20 protein-coding genes are annotated in these 22,161 nt (G+C 73.2%); 12 read left to right on the top strand and 8 right to left on the bottom strand.

The genetic code is table 11. The features are described from left to right. The first annotated feature begins 153 nt into the window (after positions 1–153). The 4 genes from HNR12_RS27540 (at position 154) to HNR12_RS27525 (ending at position 5,511) form a co-directional block, all read left to right on the top strand. Positions 154–474: an L-rhamnose mutarotase gene (locus HNR12_RS27540; protein ID WP_179770271.1), complete on the top strand. Its 321-nt coding sequence runs from the start codon at positions 154–156 to the stop codon at positions 472–474. A gap of 49 nt (positions 475–523) precedes the next feature. Next, positions 524–1,690: an L-rhamnose isomerase gene (rhaI, locus tag HNR12_RS27535; protein ID WP_179770270.1), complete on the top strand. Its 1,167-nt coding sequence runs from the start codon at positions 524–526 to the stop codon at positions 1,688–1,690. 137 nt (positions 1,691–1,827) lie between these two features. Then, positions 1,828–3,927, top strand: coding sequence for a bifunctional aldolase/short-chain dehydrogenase (locus HNR12_RS27530; RefSeq protein WP_179770269.1), 2,100 nt, complete (start codon positions 1,828–1,830; stop codon positions 3,925–3,927). Positions 3,928–4,047: 120 nt separating this feature from the next. After that, positions 4,048–5,511, top strand: a complete 1,464-nt coding sequence (locus HNR12_RS27525; protein ID WP_217782234.1) for a rhamnulokinase — start codon at positions 4,048–4,050, stop codon at positions 5,509–5,511. Positions 5,512–5,604: 93 nt separating this feature from the next. Here HNR12_RS27525 and HNR12_RS27520 read toward each other — a convergent pair whose 3' ends face one another. Further along, on the bottom strand, positions 5,605–6,045 hold the full coding sequence (locus HNR12_RS27520; RefSeq protein ID WP_179770267.1) for a DUF397 domain-containing protein: 441 nt from the start codon (positions 6,043–6,045) through the stop codon (positions 5,605–5,607). Between the two features lie 317 nt (positions 6,046–6,362). Here HNR12_RS27520 and rox point away from each other — a divergent pair, with 317 nt between their 5' ends. Next, positions 6,363–7,793: a rifampin monooxygenase gene (gene rox / locus HNR12_RS27515; RefSeq protein ID WP_179770266.1), complete on the top strand. Its 1,431-nt coding sequence runs from the start codon at positions 6,363–6,365 to the stop codon at positions 7,791–7,793. Between the two features lie 73 nt (positions 7,794–7,866). Here rox and tgmC read toward each other — a convergent pair whose 3' ends face one another. The 3 genes from tgmC to HNR12_RS27500 form a co-directional block, all read right to left on the bottom strand. Continuing rightward, on the bottom strand, positions 7,867–9,030 hold the full coding sequence (tgmC, locus tag HNR12_RS27510) for an ATP-grasp peptide maturase system methyltransferase (RefSeq protein WP_338119853.1): 1,164 nt from the start codon (positions 9,028–9,030) through the stop codon (positions 7,867–7,869). 97 nt (positions 9,031–9,127) lie between these two features. Further along, complete coding sequence (locus HNR12_RS27505) at positions 9,128–9,316, bottom strand: DUF397 domain-containing protein (RefSeq protein WP_179770264.1); 189 nt, start codon at positions 9,314–9,316, stop codon at positions 9,128–9,130. After that, positions 9,300–10,082 carry a DUF5753 domain-containing protein gene (locus HNR12_RS27500; protein ID WP_179770263.1) on the bottom strand — a complete coding sequence of 261 codons (783 nt, stop codon included), beginning with the start codon at positions 10,080–10,082 and terminating at the stop codon, positions 9,300–9,302. Before HNR12_RS27500 ends, HNR12_RS27505 begins: the two co-directional genes overlap by 17 nt. Before the next feature lie 393 nt (positions 10,083–10,475). Here HNR12_RS27500 and HNR12_RS27495 point away from each other — a divergent pair, with 393 nt between their 5' ends. The 4 genes from HNR12_RS27495 (at position 10,476) to HNR12_RS27480 (ending at position 14,874) form a co-directional block, all read left to right on the top strand. Continuing rightward, positions 10,476–10,844, top strand: a complete 369-nt coding sequence (locus HNR12_RS27495) for an ATP-binding protein (RefSeq protein WP_179770262.1) — start codon at positions 10,476–10,478, stop codon at positions 10,842–10,844. A gap of 151 nt (positions 10,845–10,995) precedes the next feature. Further along, positions 10,996–11,214: a helix-turn-helix domain-containing protein gene (locus HNR12_RS27490; protein ID WP_179770261.1), complete on the top strand. Its 219-nt coding sequence runs from the start codon at positions 10,996–10,998 to the stop codon at positions 11,212–11,214. 309 nt (positions 11,215–11,523) lie between these two features. Beyond that, a complete protein-coding gene (locus HNR12_RS27485) occupies positions 11,524–12,507 on the top strand; it encodes an alpha/beta hydrolase family protein (RefSeq protein WP_179770260.1) in 984 nt (327 codons plus the stop codon). Between the two features lie 279 nt (positions 12,508–12,786). Next, positions 12,787–14,874 (top strand): acyltransferase family protein, encoded by a 2,088-nt coding sequence (locus HNR12_RS27480; RefSeq protein ID WP_308251302.1) that lies wholly within the window; start codon positions 12,787–12,789, stop codon positions 14,872–14,874. Positions 14,875–14,954: 80 nt separating this feature from the next. On the opposite strand, the gene HNR12_RS27475 is transcribed toward HNR12_RS27480, so the two are convergent. Further along, entirely contained in the window at positions 14,955–15,596 is a 642-nt protein-coding gene (locus HNR12_RS27475; protein WP_179770258.1) for a TetR/AcrR family transcriptional regulator, read from the bottom strand. A 200-nt stretch (positions 15,597–15,796) separates the two neighbouring features. On the opposite strand from HNR12_RS27475, the gene HNR12_RS27470 reads away from it, so the two are divergent. After that, a complete protein-coding gene (locus HNR12_RS27470) occupies positions 15,797–16,972 on the top strand; it encodes an acyl-CoA dehydrogenase family protein (RefSeq protein ID WP_179770257.1) in 1,176 nt (391 codons plus the stop codon). A 129-nt stretch (positions 16,973–17,101) separates the two neighbouring features. Here the strand turns inward: HNR12_RS27470 and HNR12_RS27465 are convergent, their stop codons facing one another. Together HNR12_RS27465 and manA are read right to left on the bottom strand one after the other, a co-directional pair. Continuing rightward, the gene (locus HNR12_RS27465) at positions 17,102–17,476 is read right to left on the bottom strand and encodes an FKBP-type peptidyl-prolyl cis-trans isomerase (protein ID WP_179770256.1); all 375 of its coding nucleotides are present in this window, start codon (positions 17,474–17,476) and stop codon (positions 17,102–17,104) included. Between the two features lie 102 nt (positions 17,477–17,578). Then, a complete protein-coding gene (manA, locus tag HNR12_RS27460; protein ID WP_179770255.1) occupies positions 17,579–18,799 on the bottom strand; it encodes a mannose-6-phosphate isomerase, class I in 1,221 nt (406 codons plus the stop codon). A gap of 464 nt (positions 18,800–19,263) precedes the next feature. Between manA and HNR12_RS27455 the strand changes: the two genes are divergently transcribed. Further along, complete coding sequence (locus tag HNR12_RS27455) at positions 19,264–20,640, top strand: GntP family permease (protein ID WP_179770254.1); 1,377 nt, start codon at positions 19,264–19,266, stop codon at positions 20,638–20,640. On the opposite strand, the gene HNR12_RS27450 is transcribed toward HNR12_RS27455, so the two are convergent. Further along, positions 20,624–21,385 (bottom strand): FadR/GntR family transcriptional regulator, encoded by a 762-nt coding sequence (locus HNR12_RS27450; RefSeq protein ID WP_179770253.1) that lies wholly within the window; start codon positions 21,383–21,385, stop codon positions 20,624–20,626. The two genes, HNR12_RS27455 and HNR12_RS27450, sit on opposite strands and share 17 nt — an antisense overlap. 243 nt (positions 21,386–21,628) lie before the next feature. Between HNR12_RS27450 and HNR12_RS27445 the strand changes: the two genes are divergently transcribed. Then, positions 21,629–22,150, top strand: coding sequence for a gluconokinase (locus HNR12_RS27445; RefSeq protein ID WP_246425838.1), 522 nt, complete (start codon positions 21,629–21,631; stop codon positions 22,148–22,150). Positions 22,151–22,161 lie beyond the last annotated feature (11 nt).

Raw genomic sequence — 22,161 nt, 5'->3', positions numbered from 1 at the left:
GCACCGGCCGGGGCGCGGGCCCCGTCGTCCGCGCCCCGGCCGCGCCGCCGCGCACCCCCCTCATCCCCCCGCCTTTGATCCCCCTGCCTTCGCTTCTGTGACCCCTGGTGATACCTGTGCGCCCGCGCGGGCGCGGAGAGGACGGCGACGGGTATGCAGCGCGTCTGCTTCCTGCTGAAGGTCCGGCCCGAGCGGCTGGCGGAGTACCGCGAGCGCCACGAGAACGTGTGGCCGGAGATGCTGGCCGCGCTCAGCGGGGCGGGCTGGCGCAACTACTCCCTGTTCGCCCGCGAGGACGGCCTGCTCGTGGGCTACCTGGAGACCGAGGACTTCGCGGCGGCGCAGGAGGCGATGGCGCGCACCGGTGTCAACGCCCGCTGGCAGGCGGAGATGGCGCCGTTCTTCGAGGGGCTCGACGGCCGGGGGCCCGACGAGGGCATGGTGCCGCTCACCGAGGTCTTCCACCTGGACTGACGCCCCGCGCCGCCCCACCACCCCTTACGTGTAGAAGGAGCCTTCCCACATGACCGACCTTGGCGCCGTCAAGTCCGCGCTGCGGCAGCAGGCCATCGAGCTTCCGTCGTGGGCGTTCGGCAACAGCGGCACCCGGTTCAAGGTGTTCGCGCAGAAGGGCGTGCCGCGCACCCCCCAGGAGAAGATCGCCGACGCCGCCCAGGTGCACGCCTACACCGGCATCGCGCCCAGCGTGGCGCTGCACATCCCCTGGGACGCGGTGGACGACTACGCGGCGCTGGCCGCCTACGCCGCCGAGCAGGGCGTGCGCGTGGGCACGATCAACGCCAACGTCTTCCAGGACGACGACTTCCGGCTGGGCAGCGTCACCAACCCCGACCCGGCGGTGCGCCGCAAGGCCCTGGACCACCTGCTGGCCTGTGTGGACGTCATGGACGCCACCGGCAGCCGCGATCTGAAGCTGTGGTTCGCCGACGGCACCAACTACCCCGGCCAGGACGACATCCGCGCCCGGCAGGACCGGCTGGCCGAGGCCCTGGTGGCGGTGCGCGACCGGCTGGCGCCCCACCAGCGGATCCTGCTGGAGTACAAGCTGTTCGAGCCGGCGTTCTACACCACCGACGTCCCCGACTGGGGCACCGCCTACGCCCACTGCCTCAAGCTGGGCGAGCAGGCGCAGGTCGTGGTGGACACCGGCCACCACGCGCCGGGCACCAACATCGAGTTCATCGTGGCGTTCCTGCTGCGCGAGGGGAAGCTGGGCGGGTTCGACTTCAACTCCCGCTTCTACGCCGACGACGACCTGATGGTGGGCGCGGCCGACCCCTTCCAGCTGTTCCGGATCATGCATGAGGTGGTGCGCGGCGGCGGCTACGACCCCGCCGCCGGGATCGCCTTCATGCTCGACCAGTGCCACAACATCGAGGCGAAGATCCCCGGGCAGATCCGCTCGGTGCTCAACGCCCAGGAGGCCACCGCCAAGGCGCTGCTGGTGGACACCGACGCGCTGGAGGCCGCGCAGCGGGCGGGCGACGTGCTGGGCGCCAACGCGGTGCTGATGGACGCCTACAACACCGACGTGCGCCCGCTGCTGGCCGAGCTGCGCGCCGAGGACGGCCTGGACCCCGACCCCATGGCCGCGTTCGCGCGCTCGGGCTACCTGGAGCGCATCGCGGCCGAGCGGGTGGGCGGGCAGCAGGCCGGCTGGGGCGCCTGACCCCCGGCGCGCACCCGCGCGCACAGCCCACACCACACCCGAGACTCCGCCCGCGAGACGACACGAACGCCACGGCGGACCCGGCGGCCCGGTGGGCGGGCCGCCCGGGTCCGCCCCCACCACACGCAGGGGATGAGATGACCGAGCCGACTTCCCATGGCCCCGACGCCGGCCATGGCCCCCACCCCCAGGTCGCGGCGCTGCTGGAGCGCTCGCACCGGCTGGGTGCCGACCCGCGCAACACCAACTACGCCGGGGGCAACGCCTCGGCCAAGGGCACCGCGACCGACCCCGTCACCGGCGAGCCCACCGAGCTGATGTGGGTCAAGGGCTCCGGCGGCGACCTGGGCACCCTCACCGAGGCGGGCCTGGCCGTGCTGCGGCTGGACCGGCTGCGCGCGCTGACCGGCGTCTACCCGGGCGTGGAGCGCGAGGACGAGATGGTCGCGGCGTTCGACTACTGCGCCCACGGCAAGGGCGGCGCCGCGCCCTCCATCGACACCGCGATGCACGGCCTGGTCGAGGCCGCCCACGTCGACCACCTGCACCCCGACTCCGGTATCGCGCTGGCGTGCGCGGCCGACGGCGAGAAGCTGACCGCCGAGTGCTTCGGCGGGCGGGTGGCCTGGGTGCCCTGGCGCCGCCCCGGCTTCCAGCTCGGGCTGGACATCGCCGCGATCAAGCGCGACAACCCCGAGGCCATCGGGGTCGTGCTGGGCGGGCACGGGATCACCGCCTGGGGTGAGACCAGCCAGGAGTGCGAGGCGAACTCGCTGGAGATCATCCGCACCGCCGAGGAGTTCATCGCCCGCCGGGGCGAGGGCCGCCCGCACCCCTTCGGCCCGGTGGTGGAGGGCTACGCCCCGCTGCCCGAGGCCGAGCGCCGTGCGCGCGCCGCGGCGCTGCTGCCGGTGGTGCGCGGCCTGGCCTCCACCGATCGGCCGCAGGTGGGCCACTACACCGACAGCGAGGCGGTGCTGGACTTCGTCTCCCGCGCCGAGCACCCCCGCCTTGCGGCGCTGGGGACCTCCTGCCCCGACCACTTCCTGCGTACCAAGGTGCGCCCGCTGGTGCTGGACGTGGCGCCCGACGTGCCGCTGGAGCGGGCGGTGGAGCGGCTGCGGGAGCTGCACGCGGCCTACCGCGAGGACTACCGGGCCTACTACGAGGCCCACGCCGAGGCCGACTCCCCCGCGATGCGCGGCGCCGACCCGGCGATCGTGCTGGTGCCGGGGGTGGGCATGTTCTCCTTCGGCGCCGACAAGCAGACCGCGCGCGTGGCCGGGGAGTTCTACGTCAACGCGATCAACGTGATGCGCGGTGCCGAGACCGTCTCCACCTACACCCCCATCCCGGAGTCGGAGAAGTTCCGGATCGAGTACTGGGCGCTGGAGGAGGCCAAGCTGCGCCGCCGGCCCAAGCCCAAGGCGCTGGCCACGCGGGTGGCGCTGGTGACGGGCGGCGGCTCGGGCATCGGCCGGGCCATCGCCCACCGGCTGGCGGCCGAGGGCGCCTGCGTGGTGGTGGCCGACCGCGACACCGAGGGCGCGGCCCGGGTGGCCGCGGAGATCACCGAGGCGGCCGGCGGGCGCGCGGGCGACGTCGCGGTGCCGGTGGCGGTGGACGTCACCGAGCCCGAGCAGGTGGCGGCGGCCGTGCGGGCGGCGGTGCTGGCGTTCGGCGGGCTGGACCTGGTGGTCAACAACGCCGGGCTGTCGATCTCCAAGCCGCTGCTGGAGACCACCGAGGCCGACTGGGACGTCCAGCACCGGGTGATGGCGCGGGGGTCGTTCCTGGTGGCGCGGGAGGCCGCGCGGGTGCTGGTCGAGCAGGGCATGGGCGGCGACATCGTCTACATCGCCAGCAAGAACGGCGTGTTCGCGGGCCCCAACAACGTGGCCTACGGCGCGGCGAAGGCCGACCAGGCGCACCAGGTGCGGCTGCTGGCCGCCGAGCTGGGCGAGCACGGGATCCGGGTCAACGGCGTCAACCCCGACGGCGTCGTGCGCGGGTCTGGCATCTTCGCGGGCGGCTGGGGCGCCCAGCGCGCGGCCGTCTACGGCGTGCCCGAGGAGGAGCTGGGCGCGTTCTACGCCAAGCGGACCCTGCTCAAGCGCGAGGTGCTGCCCGAGCACGTGGCCAACGCGGTCTTCGCCCTCACCGGCGGGGAGCTGAGCCACACCACCGGCCTGCACATCCCGGTGGACGCGGGCGTGGCGGCGGCGTTCCTGCGCTGAGGCGCGCGTGCGGCGGCCGGGCCGGGGGCCCGGCCGCCGCGCCCGGCTGTCCGGCCCGCCGTGCCCCCGCCCCGCCGTCCCCCCGTGTCTCCTCCGTGTCTTCTGAAAGGCGTGCGCCCCGTGTCCTCTCACGACGTCTTCGCCGCCGTCGACCTCGGCGCCTCCAGCGGCCGCGTGGTCGTCGGCCGGGTCGGCCCCGACGCGTTCGACCTGACCGAGGTCCACCGCTTCGCCAACCGGCCGCTGCGGCTGCCCAGCGGGCTGCACTGGGACATCGGCGGCCTCTACCGCGAGATCCTGGACGGCCTGCGCGCCGCCGCCGCGCACGGGCCGCGCTCGGTGGGGATCGACACCTGGGCGGTGGACTACGGCCTGCTCGACGCCACGGGCGCGCTGCTGGGCCTGCCCCACCACTACCGCGACACCCGCACCGACGCGGTGGCGCCGGCGGTGGTCGAGAAGGTGGGCGCGGCCGAGCTGTACGCCGCCAACGGGCTCCAGTTCCTGCCGTTCAACACCGTCTTCCAACTCGCGGCCGCGCGGGGCGGCGCGCAACCGGCGGCGGCCGACACCCTGCTGCTGATCCCCGACCTGATCGGCTACTGGCTGACCGGGGAGCGCGGCGCGGAGGTCACCAACGCCTCCACGACCGGGCTGCTCGACGTCACCACCCGGAAGTGGTCGGCGCCGATGCTGGCGGCGGCCGGGGTCGAGCCGTCGCTGCTGCCGCCCCTGCGCGTACCCGGCTCCCGGATCGGGCCGCTGCTGCCCGAGGCCGCCGAGCAGACGGGCCTGAGCGGGGTGGAGGTCCGGGCGGTTGCCTCCCACGACACCGCCTCGGCGGTGGCCGGGATCCCCGCGCGCAGCGAGCGGTTCGGCTACGTCTCGTGCGGCACGTGGTCGCTGGCGGGGCTGGAGCTGCCCGCGCCGGTGCTCACCGAGGCGGCGCGCGAGGCCAACTTCACCAACGAACTGGGCGTGGCGGGCACCACCCGGTTCCTGCGCAACATCATGGGGCTGTGGCTGGTCCAGGAGTGCCTGCGCGACTGGGGGCTGACCGACGCCGCGCTGCCGGGCCTGCTGGCGGAGGCCGCGGCCGCGCCCGCGTTCGCGTCACTGATCGACGCGGGCGACGCCCGGTACATGCCGCCGGGCGCGATGCCCGAGCGCATCGCGGCGCACCTGCGGGAGACCGGCCAGCCGGTGCCGGAGGGCCCGGAGGGGCGCGGCGCGCTGCTGCGGTGCGTGCTGGAGAGCCTGGCCCTGGCCCACCGCGACACCCTGCGCCGCGCGTGCGCGCTGGCGGACCGCGAGATCGAGGTGGTCCACCTGGTCGGCGGCGGCGCGCGCAACGAGCTGCTGTGCCAGTGGACCGCCGACGCGCTCGGCCTGCCGGTGGAGGCGGGCCCGGTGGAGGCGACGGCGATCGGCAACATCGCCGTCCAGTCCCACGCCCCCGACTCCCCGGAGGACCTGGCCCACCTGCGTGCCCTCATCCACCGCACCCAGGGCCCCCGCCGCTACGAGCCCAGCGGCGACCGTGCGTCCTGGGACGCGGCAGCGGCCCGCCTGGGACTGCGCTGAGGTACGCCTGCAACAGCATCTCGGTTCCAGACCGAACCGGCCCCCTCGGACGTCCTCCGAGGGGGCCGGTCGCGTCAGGCAGGCCGATCGCCTCTACAGACCGGCCGACTTCACGGCCATGACGAACGCCGACCACTCGTCCGCGGAAAACGCGAGGTGGCCGAGGTGCCGGTTCTGCGTGTCCCGGACGAGCACGGTGGGCACCGTGTCGGCGACCTCGACGCAGTCTCCGCCGTGAGAGCCGCTGTGCGTGGATTTATGCCACTGCGCCGGGTCAGGACTTGGTTCACTGTGGTTCATCGCGCCGGGAAAACTCTCCCGGATTTCCACGCAGGTCGCCCCGTTTCCGTTGCTGTGGCTGGTTTTGCGCCAAGCGCCGGGGAACCGCTCGTGGATTTCAACACACGTTGCGTTGTTTCCGTTGCTGTAACTGGATTTACGCCAGTGGTCGGCGACCTCAACGCAGTTGCCGCCCTTTTGGTTGCTGTAGCTGCTTTTACGCCATCCACTGACTGAAGCGGGCGTAGGCCCCATAGGGTCGTCCTCCTGGTCCGACGCGCCGCCGTCGGCGGCGCGTCGCCTCGTCGCAAGGAGGGCGGCCGCCGACTCCGGGCGGCCTTGGGGAGGAAAAACTCTCCCCTCCACTCTCAACGTATAGCGCACCCCGGGGCTTGCGGCAAGACCCCGGTCGTGCCGCAGAATCAACCCCCGTGGCCGGAGCCCACGGTCGTGGGATCGGGGACTTCCCGGTGGTCGTCGGCATGCGTACAGCCAGGAGGGGGCGCCGACACGTCCGGCCGGAATTCCTTCTCTTCTGTTTTTCCTGCTTTCCATGAACGGCGGATTTTTTCATGATCGACGTGATCGTTGCCGGCGCCGGACCCACCGGTCTGCTGCTGGCGGCCGAACTGCGGCTGCGCGACCTGCACGTGGTCGTGCTGGAGAAGGAGGCGGAACGCACCCCGCAGGTCCGCTCGCTCGGACTGCACGCGCGCAGCATCGAACTGATGGACCAGCGCGGCCTGCTCGACCGCTTCCTCGCGCACGGCAGGCGGTACCCGCTCGGCGGCTACTTCGCCGGTATCCCCAAGCCCCAGCCCGCCGGGCTGGACACCGCCCACGGCTACGTCCTCGGCATCCCGCAGACCACCACCGACCGCCTGCTGGAGGAGCACGCCGCCGAGGTCGGCGCCGACATCCGGCGCGGCCGCGAACTCGTCGGCCTGAGCCAGGACGGCGACGGCGTGACCGCCGAACTGGCCGACGGGTCGCACCTGCGCTCCCGCTACCTCGTCGGCTGCGACGGCGGCCGCAGCACGGTCCGCAGGCTCCTCGGCGTCGGCTTCCCCGGCGAGCCCGCGCGCAACGACATGCTGCTGGGCGAGATGGAACTCGCCGAGGCCCCGGAGACGGTGGCCGCCGTCGTCAAGGAGGTCCGCAGAACGCATCTGCTGTTCGGCGCCGGACCCATGGAGGGCGGGACCTACCGCGTGCTGGTCCCCGCCGCCGGCGTGGCCGGGGACCGCACGGTCCCGCCGACCGTCGAGGAGTTCCGGGAGCGCCTGCGGGCGTTCGCGGGCACCGACTTCGGCGCGCACTCCCCGCGCTGGCTCTCCCGCTTCGGCGACGCCACCCGCCAGGCCGAGCGCTACCGGGTCGGTCGGGTGCTGCTGGCGGGCGACGCGGCGCACATCCACCCGCCGACCGGTGGGCAGGGGCTCAACCTCGGCCTTCAGGACGCGTTCAACCTGGGGTGGAAGCTGGCCGCCGAGGTCAGCGGCTGGGCGCCGGAGGGGCTGCTGGACAGCTACCACGCCGAACTCCACCCCGTGGCCGCCGACGTGCTGGTCAACACCCGCGCGCAGATGCTGCTGCTGTCCACCGACTCGGGCGCCCGCGCGCTGCGGCACCTCATGTCGGAACTGCTGGACTTCGAGGAGGTCAACCGGTACCTGACCGAGAAGGTCACCGCGATCTCGGTCCGCTACGACCTCGGGGAGGGCCACCCCCTGCTCGGCCGGCGCCTGCGCGACGTTGAACTGAAGCACGGGCGCCGCCTCTACGAGCTGCTGCGCACCGGCCGGGGGCTCCTGCTCGACGGGACCGGCCGCCTCTCGGTGGCGGGCTGGGCGGACCGGATCGACCACGTGCCCGCCACGGCCGCCGAACTGGACGCCCCCGCCGTCCTGCTGCGCCCGGACGGCCACGTGTCATGGGTCGGCGAGGACCAGGCAGACCTTGCCGCCCACCTCCCCACCTGGTTCGGAGCCGCCGCGAACTGAGCACAGGAAACCCCCTCCGGCCGCCGCCACGCCGGCCGGAGGGGGTTGTCACCGGGTCATGCCTGCCGAACGGTCAGCCCCGCCCGGGCGGGAGGGGCAGCGGCCAGCGCCGGTCGCCGTCCGCCGAGCCGAACCAGACGTACTGCTCGTTCGGGGTGACGGTGGCGCCGAAGGCGCTCCAGTCGGGTGCGCCGTTGGCGGTCCACCACCGGTGGGCCTCCTCCACCGCCGTCCACAGCCGCCGGGGGCCGCCTTGCACCACGCGGAACCGGCCGCTCTCGACCGGTGCCAGGTCGATCTCCGCCCACGAACCGTCTCCGCCCTCCATGAAGAGGAAGTCGGTGCCGTCGTCGGCCTTCTTGAGGAGGGTCTCGGCGTCGCCCGAGGCGAGTTGGGCCACGAACGCCATGGCGGGGTCGCGCACGGCGGCGGGGTCCAGCGCCGTCCAGCCGTCCTCTCCGTCGTCGTCAACGGTGGTGCGCGTGTGCGGGGAGTGGCTCCGGGCCGGCATGAAGCCCGACCACTGCGGGAGGAAGCGTCCCGTCGCGGTTCCGTCGCCGCGCACGTCGAGCTCGACCATGGCGCCGCCGGTACCGCCCGCGACGTTGACGAGCACACGTCCACCGGGCACCACCTGACCGAGCCAGGCCGGAGGGACATGGGTGAAGGCGGTGGTGGCGATGATCCGGTCGTAGGGTGCGCGTTCGGGATAGCCCAGGTGGCCGTCGCAGACGGCGGTGACGGGCGTGTAGCCGGAGCGGTCGAGCCGGTCGGCGGCGTAGGCGACCAGGCGCGGCGAGATGTCGACACTGGTCACCCGCTGGGAGCCGAGCACCTCGCACAGGATCGCGGCGTTGTACCCGGAACCGGCTCCGATCTCCAAGACGCGCTCTCCACCGGCCAGGTCGAGTTCGCCGAGCAGCCGGGCCATGAGGCCGGGCATGGTCGAGGAGCTGGTCCAGCGGCCCTTGCCGGTTCCCTGGGGGAGGGCCTCCACGACAGGCGTGCCGTTGATCTCGATGACCAGCGTCTCGTCGGCGTAGACGTGGGCGGCCCACTCCTCGCGCTGCTCGGCACGGTCGCCGCGCACGAGCCGGTACCGGGTGCCCTGCGGGGTGTGGTCGAAGAGGGCGAAGGCGGGAACGAACGCACCCCGGTCGACCCGCCGGAACGCGTCGATGAGAGCGCCCTCGGGCTCCAACACACCCGCCTCGACAAGCCGATCGGCAAGCGCCACCGAAGGGGCGTGGACAGCACGCGTCACGTCTTTCCTCCAGAAAACCCCCTCCGGCCACCGCCACGTCGGCCGAAGGGGGTTGTCGCATGTATGAGGGCTACAGGTCGGTGGTCTTCACCGCCAGGAGGAACGCCGACCACTCATCTGGGGAGAAGGCGAGGTGCCCCAGGTTGCGGTTCTGGGTGTCACGGACACTGACCGCCCGAGGGGTCTCACGGACCTCCACGCAACTCGCCCCATTGCCGTTGCTGTAGCTGCTCTTGTGCCACTCACGATGTTCCGTCACGGAGACCTCCTAGTACCTGCCGGACCAGATCAAGGCTGCTTCCAGGCGGAAGCGCCTCCCCCTGGAGCACGTCAAAGGTAGCGACGCACCGCCGGACTTGGGCTTCCGTCTCTATGATCTGCTCATCGAAGAAGTACTCGCAGGAAGCCACGGTCGGCCTACCGTCGAACACGTAGATCCGAAACGGCCCGGAGAGCCCGGGATGGAACCTGACGCTCCGAGGAACGACCTGGAGACGCACCTTTCGCGCTTCGGCGAAGTCGATGAGGTGTTCAAGCTGTGCCTTCATGACAGCCTCGTCCCCCACGACCCGACGAACCACGTCCTCGTCCAGTACTACTAAGACTAGCGGCCGGTCAGAGCGTTCAAAGATCGCCTGCTGTCGCTCCAACCTCGTACGGACGAAGCGATCGATCGTCTCTTCGGTCGCCCAGGGCTGAGTGGCGATGACCAGCGCCCGAGCGTAGTCGGGGGTCTGCACCAGGCCAGGCACAAGCACACCGTGGTATTCGTGCAGTTCAAGGGCCTTGCTTTCGAGATCGCTGTACTTCTCAAAGCCTGGTGGCAGCAGCCCCTGACTGCTGTAGTTCTCCCACGTTCGCAGCAACCGACCGCCCGCTTCAAGCGCCTGATCCAGGGCGGCGGCGTGGTCCTGCTGCGGCTTGAGTAAACCGGTCTCAATGAGGCTGATTGAGGACGACGAGAGGCCAACGCGTTTTCCAAGTTGTTCTTGGTTCCAGCCGAAGCTTCCACGGCATTTCCGCACCTCAGAAGTAGCGCTTCCAAACTGGGTTGAGGTTTTTACGTGTCATCGCCACCGCCTTCCACCAAGCTTCCCACTCCTTGACACTAGATGACCACCAACGTGCCACCCCGCGCCACCGGAATCGAGAATCTTTGAGTCGCCAATGGCGCCCGTAGCGCGACTGCTCCTCCTCCAGCACTGTGGTGATCACAGCACCTCAGAAACACGGATGGCCCTGCCGGTGTGACAGCACCGAACAGGGCCTTGGTCCCCAAACCTGGGAGGAGCCAGGTGGAAACCCAAGATGAACCCTATACGCCCGCAAGTGCCCTATTCGGCACCGGCAAGCTCACAATTCCGGCGGCGGCCATGACCGTTCTCGCCACTTCGCGTACTTTCGCCGGTCATCGGCGAATGGTTCCCGAGGCGCGGCGGTGGCTGGAACTCATGCTCGGGGCCTCGCGGCTCAGCGTTCCCGACGACACCCAGGCGACCGCCGTTCTGCTGTGCTCCGAGGCCGCGACGAACGCCGTCGTCCACACCGCCAGCGGACGCCAAGGAACCTTTACCGTCCACATCCGCGCCATCCCCGGCCACCTCACCGTCGAGGTCGAGGACGACGGCGCGGCGACCAACCCCGTCCCCGTCCAGGCCGGCGCCCTGGACGAGCACGGGCGCGGGCTGGCCCTGATCGCGGGCTTCGCCGACACGTGGGGGCCGCGCGCCCTCGGGTGCGGGATCTACTACACCCTCTCCTGGCGCCCCGCCCCGCTGGACATGTAGGCCGACCGACAAGCCACCCCCCGCGCGCGGCGGCCGACTCACCGGGAGGGGGAGACGGCCGCCCCGCGCACGAGGGCCGCCGGGATGCCAGGCCCGGCGGCCCCCACTTTCCCTCCTGCACTCTCCCGCCCCAACACGGAGACCCGGCCCCATGCCCGAGACGCACGGCACCGCCCGACCGCCCCGCCTCTACACCACCACCGAGGTGGCACGCCTGTTCCGCGTGGACCCCAAGACCGTCACCCGGTGGGTGAGAACAGGCCAACTCCGCGCCCTGCGGACCCCCGGCGGGCACGCCCGCATCCTCGCCGACGACGTGGACGCGGCACTCGCCGGCCTGACCCAGCCACCCCCCGCGCGCGGCGGCTGACTCGCTGGAGGGGAGACGGCCGCCCCGCGCACGAGGGCCGCCGGGATGCCAGGCCCGGCGGCCCTCACTTTTTCTCTGCAACTCCCCCGGCCCCACTCCCCCGCCTCCACTCCCTCACACTCCCGACCGACCACTCCCGGGCCGCGGTTGTTCTTCGCGTTGACAAAACGGAACATGGTTCCGTATGTTCAAGCGGAACAGAGTTCCGCTTGGGTGGCCACGGCCGTCCGAGTCGGGCTCCCCTCCTCCTCGGTGGCCGTCGAGTTCGACTCGGCGGGCCGTCCGGGGCCTGCAACGGAAGTGCGCATCATGAGTGTTTCGTCCACCGCCGCCCGCGCCGCCGAACTCCTCGGCCCGCCCGCCCCCGTCCTCTCCCTCGCCCCGGTGACCCTGCCCGCCCCCGGCCGGGCCGTGGACCTGGAACTGCGGGTCTCGGCCCCCGTGACCGGCGACGACCTGCCCGTCATCCTGCTCTCCCACGGCCACGGCTGGTCCCACCACCTCTCCTCCCTCAACGGCTACGCGCCGCTCGCCGACTTCTGGGCCGCGCACGGGTTCCTCGTGGTCCAGCCCACCCACCTCAGCTCGCGGTCCCTGAGCCTGCCCGCCGACACCCCCGGCGCCCCGCTCTTCTGGCGGCAGCGCGCCGAGGACATGACCCGGATCCTGGACGCGGCCGACGCGATCGAGGCCGCAGCGCCCCACCTGCGCGGGCGCGTGGACTGGAGCAGGGTGGCCGCGGCCGGGCACTCCATGGGCGGGCACACCACGAGCCTGCTGCTGGGCGCCCGGACCACCGACCCCGACGACGGATCGGAGCCCGACCTGTCCGAGCCGCGCATCACGGCCGGCGTGGTGCTGACCGGGACCGGCCGGGGCGGCGACGCCCTCAACCCGACCGCCGCCGAGAACTACCCCTTCCTCCGCAGCACGGACTTCTCCCGCATGGCCGCGCCCGCGCTCGTGGTCGTCGGCGACAAGGACGACTCCCCCCACCTGACCGTCGCCGGCCCCGAGTGGCACGCCGACCCCTACCGCCTCTCCCCCGGCCCCAAGACCCTGCTCACCTTCTTCGGTGCCGAGCACGGGCTGGGCGGCGTCTCGGGCTACGACGTCGCCGAGACCACCGACGACAGCCCCGAGCGCGTCGCCGCCGTGCAACTGCTGACCGCGGCCTACATGCGCACGCGCCTGTACCCCGGCGACCCCGCGTGGCAGGCGGCCCGCAAGGGGCTGACGACCGGCCCCGGCGCCCTCGGGAAGGTCGAGTCTAAGGGCGGCGACATCGCCTAAACCCCCGCGCGCGGTCCACGCGGCCCGTTCGGCGCGCGCGGCGGCCCCCGCCGCGCGGACCCGCGCCCGCCAACGCGTCCGCCCCGGTCACCGGTGGAACACCCGCCGTGGCCGGGGCGGATGCGTTCCTGGGAATTTGCTGAGAGAATTCGTCGGACGTTCGGACAGGCGACTGCGGGGCATCCCCTCGGGACGCCTGGCGACGCGGCCCGCCGTCCCCGGTGCGGGAGCAGCGGGCCGCGTCGTCCTCCGCCCTCTGGAGAACGGAGACCGCGCCCGGTGACCGCCGACACCCGCACCCTCGCCGCCCCCGCGTCCACCGGCTCCTCCCCCGCCGCGCGCCGGTTCCTGCCCGAGGTGCAGGGGCTGCGCGCGGTGGCGGTGCTGCTGGTGCTGATCTACCACGTCGACCACGACCTGCTGCCCGGCGGCTACGTCGGCGTCGACGTGTTCTTCGTGATCTCCGGCTTCCTCATCACCACGCTGCTGCTGCGCGAGGCCGGCGAGACCGGCCGGGTGTCCCTGGCCGGCTTCTACGTGCGCCGCATCCGGCGCATCCTCCCCGCCGCCGCCCTGGTGCTGGCCGTCACCGGTGCGCTGTCCTTCGTGCTCCTGCCGGAGTTCCGCCTCCTGGACACCGCGATGCAGCTGGCCGCGAGCGCGTTCTACGTCGAGAACCTGTTCCTGGCCGACCAGGCCGTGGACTACCTCGCCGCCGAGGCGGTCGCCAGCCCGGTCCAGCACTTCTGGTCCCTGGCCGTGGAGGAGCAGTTCTACCTGCTGTGGCCGCTGCTGTTCGTGGGCTGGGCCGCCCTGCCGCCCCGCCTGCGCACCGTGCGCGCGCTCCTGGCCGCCACCCTGATCCTGGCCGCCGCCTCGCTGGCCTGCTCCGTCGTGCTGACCTCCGGCAGCCCCCAGCAGTCCTACTTCCTGCCGCAGACCCGCATGTGGGAGCTGGCGGTGGGCGGCGTGCTCGCGATCGTCCTCAGCCGCCGCGAGGTCCCCGCCGCGCTGCGGTGGGTCCTGGGCTGGGCCGGACTGGCCGCCATCGGCGCCGCCGCCTGGTACTACAGCGACGCCACGCCCTTCCCCGGCTGGACGGCGCTGCTGCCCGTGCTGGGCGCGGCCGCCGTCATCGCCGCCGGGCACAACGGGCGGCGCCTCTCCTCCTACCAGGTCCTCTCCAGCCCGCCCGCCCGGTTCGTCGGCGACATCTCCTACGCCCTGTACCTGTGGCACTGGCCGCTGATCGTCTTCGCCCTCAGCCTCACCGACTCCACCCGCCTGGGCCCCCTGCACGGCGCGCTCGTGCTGGCGGCCTCCTTCCTGCTGGCCTGGGCCACCAAGGTCGCCGTGGAGGACCCGGTGCGCCGGTTCGGCCTGCTGCGCACCGGCCGCGCGGCCGCCGCGTTCGCGGTGTGCGCGTCGCTGCTGGTGGGGCTGATCGCCGCCGGCCAGTACGCCCGCTACGACCACCTGCGCGGCGTGGAGTTCGACCCCGTGCGCCACGTCGGCCCCTCGGCGCTGGGCACCGCCGACCCCACCGGCTCCCCCGACGTCCCGATCTACCCCGCACCGGTGGCCGCCGACGAGGACCTGCCCGACGTGTTCGAGCGCTGCCAGGCGTCGCCCCGGCTGACCGAGCTGCGCTCGTGCGTCTACGGCCCGGCCGACGCCGACACCACCGTCGCGGTCACCGGCGACTCCCACGCCGCCCACTGGGTCCCGGCACTGCGCGAGATCGCCCGCGAGCGCGGCTGGCGGCTGCACATCTACGCCAAGTCCTCCTGCGCGTTCACCACCACCCTGCTGGAGCACCCGGCCGACGGCCGCGACTACACCGAGTGCGCCGACTGGAACGCCTCGGTGCTGGCCGAGCTGACCGAGGAGGTGCGCCCCGACGTGGTGTTCACCAGCTCCAGCGCCCGGTCTCGGGCCGCCGGCGCCGCGTTCCCCGAGGCGGGCAGCACCGACATCGCCGCCGGGATGAACGAGCTGTGGGCGCCGCTGGAGGAGGCCGGGACCGACGTGGTGGCCATCCGCGACACCCCGCGCATGGGCGCCCGCCTGCCCGAGTGCGTCTCCGAGAACGCCGCCGCCCCCGCCGCCTGCGCCCGCGACCGCGCCGACGCCTTCGCCGACCAGGACCCCCAGCTGCTGGCGGCGGGCAACGCGCCCGAGGCCGACGTCGTGGACCTCACCGACGCGCTGTGCCTGGGCGGCGAGTGCCTGCCGGTGATCGGCAACGTGATGGTCTACCGCGACAGCCAGCACCTCACCGCCACCTACTCCCGGCTGGCGGCGCCGCGCCTGGACGCGGCGATCGAGGACCTGGAGGAGTCGGGCGCGCTGTCGGGCCTGTCCTGACGCCGGATGCGGTGCCGGGCCGGCGCCCCGCCCGCCCCCGGCCGGTGTCCCGGCCCTCGACGGGGCCTCGCCCGCCGGGCTCAGCGCCCGGTGTCCGCGCCCAGCCCCTCGTAGATGCGCGAGAGCCCGTCCAGGAACGCCGACAGCGCCAGTTCGAAGCTGTCGCGGTCGATCTCGGCGGCGTGCTCGGCGAGCCGGTGCGCCTGGGAGAGGTTGGGGTAGCGGTCGCGGTAGACCTGCACGTCGGCGTCGAACCCGCGGGCGAAGGAGTTGATGGCCGCGCCCACCACCAGGTACTTGGTGGAGGCGCCGATCATGGTGGCGTGCCGCGCGGGCCAGCCCGCCGACACCAGGCCGCCGTGCACGGCGTCGGCGCGGCGCAACGCCGCCTCGCGGCGGCCGGGGCCGTGGGCGATCACCGGCACCAGGTTGGGGTGGGCGGCGAGGGCGGCGCGGTAGGAGCGCGCCCACACCGTCAGCCCGTGGCGCCAGTCGCCGGTGGCGAACCCCGACACGTCGACCTCGGCCATGATCTCGTTGGCGATGTCGGCGAGCAGGTCCTCCTTGGTGCGGTAGTGGCTGTAGAGCGACGCCGCCTGGACGTCCAACTCCTGGGCCAGCCGGCGCATGGACAGCGCCGCCAGCCCCTCGCGGTCGATCACGGCCAGCGCCGCCGCGCGGATCCCGCTCACGCTCAGGATGGGGGTCCTGGGTCGGGCCATCCGGTGTCCTCCTGGTTCGGTTCGGCCTTGTCCGACGGCTGGGGGCGGTGCGGCCCGCACCGCCCCGGACCTGCGGCGGTCGTGCCTGCGATCCTGCCATGCCCGCCGCCGCCGCGCGGAGGCCCCCGCCCCGGCCCTTGCCGAGGCGGCGCTCCAGCCCCTACATTCAAAACCGAACAGCGTTAGGTTAAGGGGTTGAGATGGTCGACTTCGGGCTGACCGAGGAGCAGCGGGAGATCCAGGCGTGGGTGCGCACGTTCGTCGAGCGCGAACTCATGCCGCTGGAGAACGAGGTGCTGCGTCGCGAGCGGGAGGGCGCGCAGCCGGGCCTCACCGCCGACGAGGTGCGCGACCTGCGGGCCCTGGCCCGCAAGTCCGACTTCTGGGGCGTGCAGACCCCCGTGGAGTACGGCGGCATGGGCCTGGACTCGGTCACCGCCGCGCTCATCGAGATCGAACTGGGCCGCACCTTCCTGAGCTTCAAGTTCGGCGGCGAGGCCGACAACATCCTCTACCACGCCGACGAGGACCAGAAGCAGCGCTACCTGCTGCCCACGATCTCCGGCGAGCGCCGCTCGTGCTTCGCCATCACCGAGCCCGGCGCCGGATCCGACGCCAAGGCCATCCGCACCCGCGCGGTCAAGGACGGCGGCGACTGGGTGATCAACGGCGAGAAGACGTTCATCACCGGCGGCAACGAGGCCGACTTCGCCATGGTGTTCGCGGTCACCGACCCCGAGCGCGGCGCCGACGGCGGGGTCACCTGCTTCCTGGTCGACCGCGACGCCGGGTGGACCTCCGAGCCCATCGACACCATGGGCGAGCGCCGCCCGGCCTCCCTGGTGTTCGAGGACGTCCGGGTGCCCGAGGCCAACATCCTCGGCGAACTGGGCGGGGGCTTCAAACTGGCCATGCAGTGGATCGGCAAGGGCCGGTTCCTGCTGCCGGCCAACGCGCTGGGCGGCTGCGAGCGGCTGCTGTCCATGGCCATCGACTACGCCAAGACCCGGCACACCTTCGGCGCGCCCATCGCCGAGCGCCAGGCCATCCAGTGGATGATCGCCGACTCCCAGACCGAGATCGAGGCGCTGCGGCTGCTGGTGCTGCACGCCGCCTGGCAGGTCGACCAGGGCCGCGACTCCCGACACGCCCAGTCCATCGCCAAGCTCTACGGCGGCGTCAAGGCCAACGAGATCGTCGACCGGGTGATGCAGATCCACGGCGGCATGGGCTACACCCGCGAACTCCCCATCGAGCGGTGGTACCGCGACCTGCGGCTGCTGCGGATCTTCGAGGGCACCGACGAGATCCAGCGGCGCACCATCGCCCGCGACCTGCTCAAGGGGCACGTGAAGGTCGGCCAGACCCTGCGCTAGCCCCGCCTGCCGCGCGCGGCGACCGCGCCGCCGGGCCGGTGGCGTTGCGCGCGCCGATGCCCGCCCCGTCCGGACCGCTCCGGGCGGGGCGCGGTGCCGTGGTGGCGGCCGCCGGCGCGGCGGCCGCGCTCAGTGGACGTCGACCAGGTCCACGACGAACACCAGGGTCTCGCCGGGGCCGATGACCCCGCCGGCGCCCCGGTCGCCGTAGGCCAGGTGCGGCGGGATGACCAGCCGGCGCCGGCCGCCCACGCGCATGCCCAGCACGCCCTGCTCCCAGCCCTCGATCACCTGCCGCTTGCCGAGCGTGAAGCTCAGCGGCTCGCCGCGCTCCCAGGAGGCGTCGAACTCCTTGCCGGTCGAGTGGGCGACGCCGACGTAGTGGACGTCGACGGTCGAGCCGAAGCCCGCCTGGGGGCCGTCGCCGATGGTGACGTCGGAGACCGCCAACTCGGCCGGCGGAGGTCCGGGGGCGACGTCGACTACGGGACGTTCGAGCGTCATGAGGGCACTCCTCGCCATGATCGTGATGAAGGTCTCAGCGTACCGGGGTACGCGAGCGGTCGCGGACACGGCGCCGCCCCGGCGCGTCCGGCGACCCGCGCGCTACTCCGCCGCGGGTTCCGCGGCCGCCCCGTACGCGCCGCCGGGCGCGAGACCCACGGTGGCCACCACCAGGTGCCCCTCGCCGCGCACCTTCACCCGCCCGCTGCGGGCGGGCACGAACACCGACTCCCCGCGCGCCAGGGTGAGCATGTCGCCCGACTCCGCCACGAGGTCGGCGCTGCCCTCCAGCGCCAGGGCGATGGCGGGCGCGCCGCCCGGAAGCCGGGTCTCGACCGGGCCGGGGCCCAGCGTGGCCAGCGCGAACTCGGGCACCCCCGGCCGGAACTCGGCGCGGCCCTCGACCTCGACGGGGCCGGAGTAGGGAATCGGCAGCACGGAGAAGTCCACGACCGACAGCAGCTCGGCGGTGTCGACGTGCTTTCCGGTCAGCCCGGCGCGCAGCACGTTGTCGGAGCTGGCCATGACCTCCACGGCCGTGCCGCGCAGGTAGGCGTGCACGTTGCCGGCGGGCAGGAACAGCGCCTCGCCGGGGCGCAGGCTGACCCGGTTGAGCAGCAGGGCGGCCACGGCGCCGGGGTCGCCGGGGTAGCGCTCGGCCAGCTCCACGATGGTGTCGTGGTGGGCGCCGGCGCCGGCCATCTTCCACTCGGCGACGAACTCGCCGACGTCGCGCTCGCAGGCCGACTCCAGGGTGAGCAGCCGGGTGAAGGCGGCGCGCAGCGCGCGGTGGGGGTCGGGGTCGGCGAGGTCGCGGCGCAGCACCCCGGCCAGGTCGCAGGCAAGACCCTCCAGGTCGGCGCGCGCGGCGGCGGGGTCGCGGAATCCGCACAAAGCCTCGAACGGCTCCAGCGCCAGCACCAGCTCGGGCTTGTGGAAGGGGTCGCGGTAGTTGCGGTGGGGCGCGTTGACGGGGATGCCGGCGGCCTCCTCGGCGGCGAACCCGGCGCGGGCGCGCTCGGCGTCGGGGTGGACCTGCAGCGACAGCGGGGCCTCGGCGGCCAGCACCTTGAGCAGGAACGGCAGCCGCTCGCCGAAGCGGCGGAGGGTGGCCTCGCCGAGCATGTCGGCGGGGGCGGCGGCGATGACGTCGGCGAAGGCGAACGCGCCGTCGGGGGTGACCACGGTGCTGGGGGCGCCGTAGTGGGCGCCCAGCCACAGCTCGGCCTGCGGCCGGCCGTCGGGCTCCACACCCAGCAGCCTCGGGATCGCGGTCCGCGCTCCCCACGGGTAGGGCCGTATCCGGTTGATCAGCCTGTGCATCCGCCCCGCTCTTCCCGTTCGCCTTCACCACCGCTGTCGGGGGACAGTCTGCTAAACGGGGCACCGCCGCGTCAGCCCTGCCGACTCCCCCGCCACCGGTGGTGCGGGCACTACCCCGCGCGGGGGCCGCGCCGGTGGTGCGCACCATCCAACGTACCGAACGCCGAGGTCGGACTACAGGCCCGCGCCCGCGCGCACGGGGGGCGCGGGCACCCGGGGGCGGCGGGCGCGGAGCGGCGGGGCGGGCCCGGCCCGCGGCGGCGCGGGCGGCCCACGGCACGGTCGGCGCTGGTCGGCCGCCCGGCGCGGGGGCGCGCACCGCGTCGATAACAATTCCGAACGCCCGGGATCACATAAGCTCACAAATGGTATTACCATTGTGCCCAGCCATCCTCCGGCGCACGTCACACCCGCGCCCCGCGCACCCCGCGCGCCGGACCGTCCCCATTCGCGGAAGGCACACCGTGGAAGCCATCGAACCCGCCTACGGCACGGTGCCGCTGCTGCTCATCGCGGCCGCGGCGATCGCCGTCCTGCTGATACTCGTGATCTGGGTGCGCCTGCACGCCTTCGTCGCGCTCACCCTGGTCAGCCTGCTCACCGCACTGGCCACCCGCATCCCGTTGGCGGACGTGGTGCCCACCCTCCTGGAGGGGTTCGGCAGCACCCTGGCCAGCGTGGCCCTGCTGGTGGGCCTGGGCGTCATGATCGGCCGCCTGCTGGAGATCTCCGGCGGCGCCGCCGTCCTGGCCAACTCCCTCATCCGCGCCTTCGGCGAGCGCCGCGCGGGCTTCGCGCTGGGCGTGGCCTCGCTGATCTTCGGCTTCCCGATCTTCTTCGACGCCGGCCTGATCGTCATGCTGCCGATCATCTTCAGCGTGGCCCGGCGCCTGGGCGGCTCGGTCCTGTTCTACGCGCTTCCGGCCGCCGGCGCCTTCGCCGTGATGCACGCGTTCGTGCCGCCGCACCCCGGCCCGGTGGCCGGCGCCGACCTGATCGGCGCCAACATGGGCACCACGCTCATCGTCGGCACCGTGCTGGCGATCCCCACCTGGTACATCGCCAGCTACCTGTTCTCCCGCTACGCGGGCCGGCGCTTCGACCTGCCGGTGCCCGACGACCTCGTCCCCTCCGGCGAACAGGACGGGCAGCGGCCGCCGCACCTGCTGACTGTGCTGGGCGTGCTGCTCATGCCGATGCTGCTGATCTTTGCCAACACCGGGGCCTCCACCCTGGTCACCACCGGCACCCTCAGCGGGGACGCCGCCTGGGTGCAGGCGCTGGTGCTGATCGGGCAGACCCCGGTGGCGCTGCTGATCACCACGCTGGTGGCCATGGTCGTGCTGCCCTTCGGGCGGTTCGGGCGCGGCCGGGTCGAGGACATCGCCAACGAGGCCCTGGGCCCGGTCTGCGCGATCATCCTCATCACCGGCGCCGGCGGCATGTTCGGCGGCGTGCTGCGCACCAGCGGCATCGGCGAGGCGCTGGCCTCCAGCCTGGAGGCCACCGGGCTGCCGGTGATCGTGGCGGCGTTCGTGATCGCCACCGCGCTGCGGGTGGCGCAGGGCTCGGCCACGGTCGCGCTGACCACCACGGCGGCCCTGGTGGCGCCGCTGGTGGAGGCCACCGACGGGCTGTCCTCGCTGGACCTGTCGCTGATCGTGATCGCCATCGCCTGCGGCTCCACCGTGCTCTCCCACGTCAACGACTCCGGCTTCTGGCTGGTGGGACGGTTCCTGGGCATGGACACCAAGACCACCCTGCGCACGTGGACGGTGATGGAGACGCTGATCGGCGTGGTCGGGTTCGCCTTCGCGGCGGGGCTCAGCCTCGTGCTGTAGCGCCCGGACCCTCGGCCGGGGAGCCCGCGGCGGACGGCGCCGCCGGCTCCTCGGCCGCGTCCAGCGCGGTCACCACCTCGTCCACGATGGCGCGCATGGCGGCCTCGGCCACGTCGGCCAGGCCGCCGCCGATCGCCTCGGCGACGTGGGTGTGCAGGCGCAGCGCCTCGGGGCGGGGCAGATTGGGCATGAGGTCGTACTCGGTGCGGCCGGTCAGCACCTCGGCCACCACCCCCGACAGCCCGGCGAACATCTCGTTGCGCGACAGCTCCAGGATGCGGCGGTGGAACTCGATGTCCAGGTGCAGGAACGCCTCCAGGTCGCCACTCCGCCCGGTGGCGACCATGCGGGCGTTCAGCTCGACGATGCGCTCCCGTTCCTCGCGGGCGGCCCTGCGGGCCGCGAAAGCGGCGGCGGGCGGCTCCACGGCCGCGCGCAGCTCGGTCAGCGACCGCAGCTGGGCGATGCGGTGGGGCCCGGCCAGGCGCCAGCGGATGAGCTGGGGGTCGAAGACGCTCCACTCCTCCTGGGGGCGCACCCGCACACCGGTGCGGGGGCGGCTGACCACCATGCGCATGGACTCCAGCACGCGCACGGCCTCGCGGGCCACGGTCCGCGAGACGCCGAAGCGCTGAGCCAGCCGGTCCAGGGTAAGGACCGCGCCGGGGGCGTACTCTCCGGCGGCGATGGCCGGGCCCACCTCCGCGAGCACGCGGTTGTGCAGGGTGCGGTGGTGGTCGGTCATCGGTCTCCTTCGCCGGCGGACGGGGCGCTCCCCGCGGAGCGCATCATTGATAACACTATTAGTACGTAGGCCGCGCACCTTCACAAATCAGCACGCACACGAGCCCCGCGCACCGGCGGATCACGGAGCGCCGCGGGGCACGGAGACGGGACGGAAGCCGACATGTCAGACAACGTAGACGCCTCGGGCAGCACAGCCGGCGGGAGCACGGGGGCCGCCGCGCACCCCACGCACTTCGTCGTGATGGGGGTCTCGGGCAGCGGCAAGAGCACGGTCGCCGAGGCGGTGGCCGAGCGGCTGGGGCTGCCCTTCGCCGAGGCCGACCGGTTCCACCCCCAGGCCAACATCGACAAGATGTCGGCGGGCACGCCGCTGACCGACGAGGACCGGCGGCCGTGGCTGGAGTCGCTGGCGGAGTGGATCGGCGAGCACGACCGGCAGGGGCGGTCCACGGTGACCGCGTGCTCGGCGCTCAAGCGCTCCTACCGCGACATCCTCCGCTCCCGGGCCGCCGACGTGCGGTTCCTCCACCTGGACGGCGACACCGAGACCCTGGCCCGGCGGCTGCACGCGCGCAAGGGGCACTTCATGCCCGAGTCGCTGCTGCGCTCCCAGCAGGCCACGCTGGAACCGCTGGCCGACGACGAACCGGGCGCCACGCTCGACATCGCGCCCCCGGCGGAGGAGGTCGTCGAGCGCGCCGTCCGGATCGCGGCCGCCGCGATCGGCTCGGCCGAGGGCCCGCGGGGGTCCGCGCAGGGGTGAGGCGGTAGCGG

This window comes from Streptomonospora nanhaiensis (genome assembly GCF_013410565.1).
Classification (GTDB): domain Bacteria; phylum Actinomycetota; class Actinomycetes; order Streptosporangiales; family Streptosporangiaceae; genus Streptomonospora; species Streptomonospora nanhaiensis.
Note: the sequence above shows the minus strand (reverse complement) of the source record. Positions and strands in the feature narration are given on the sequence as shown.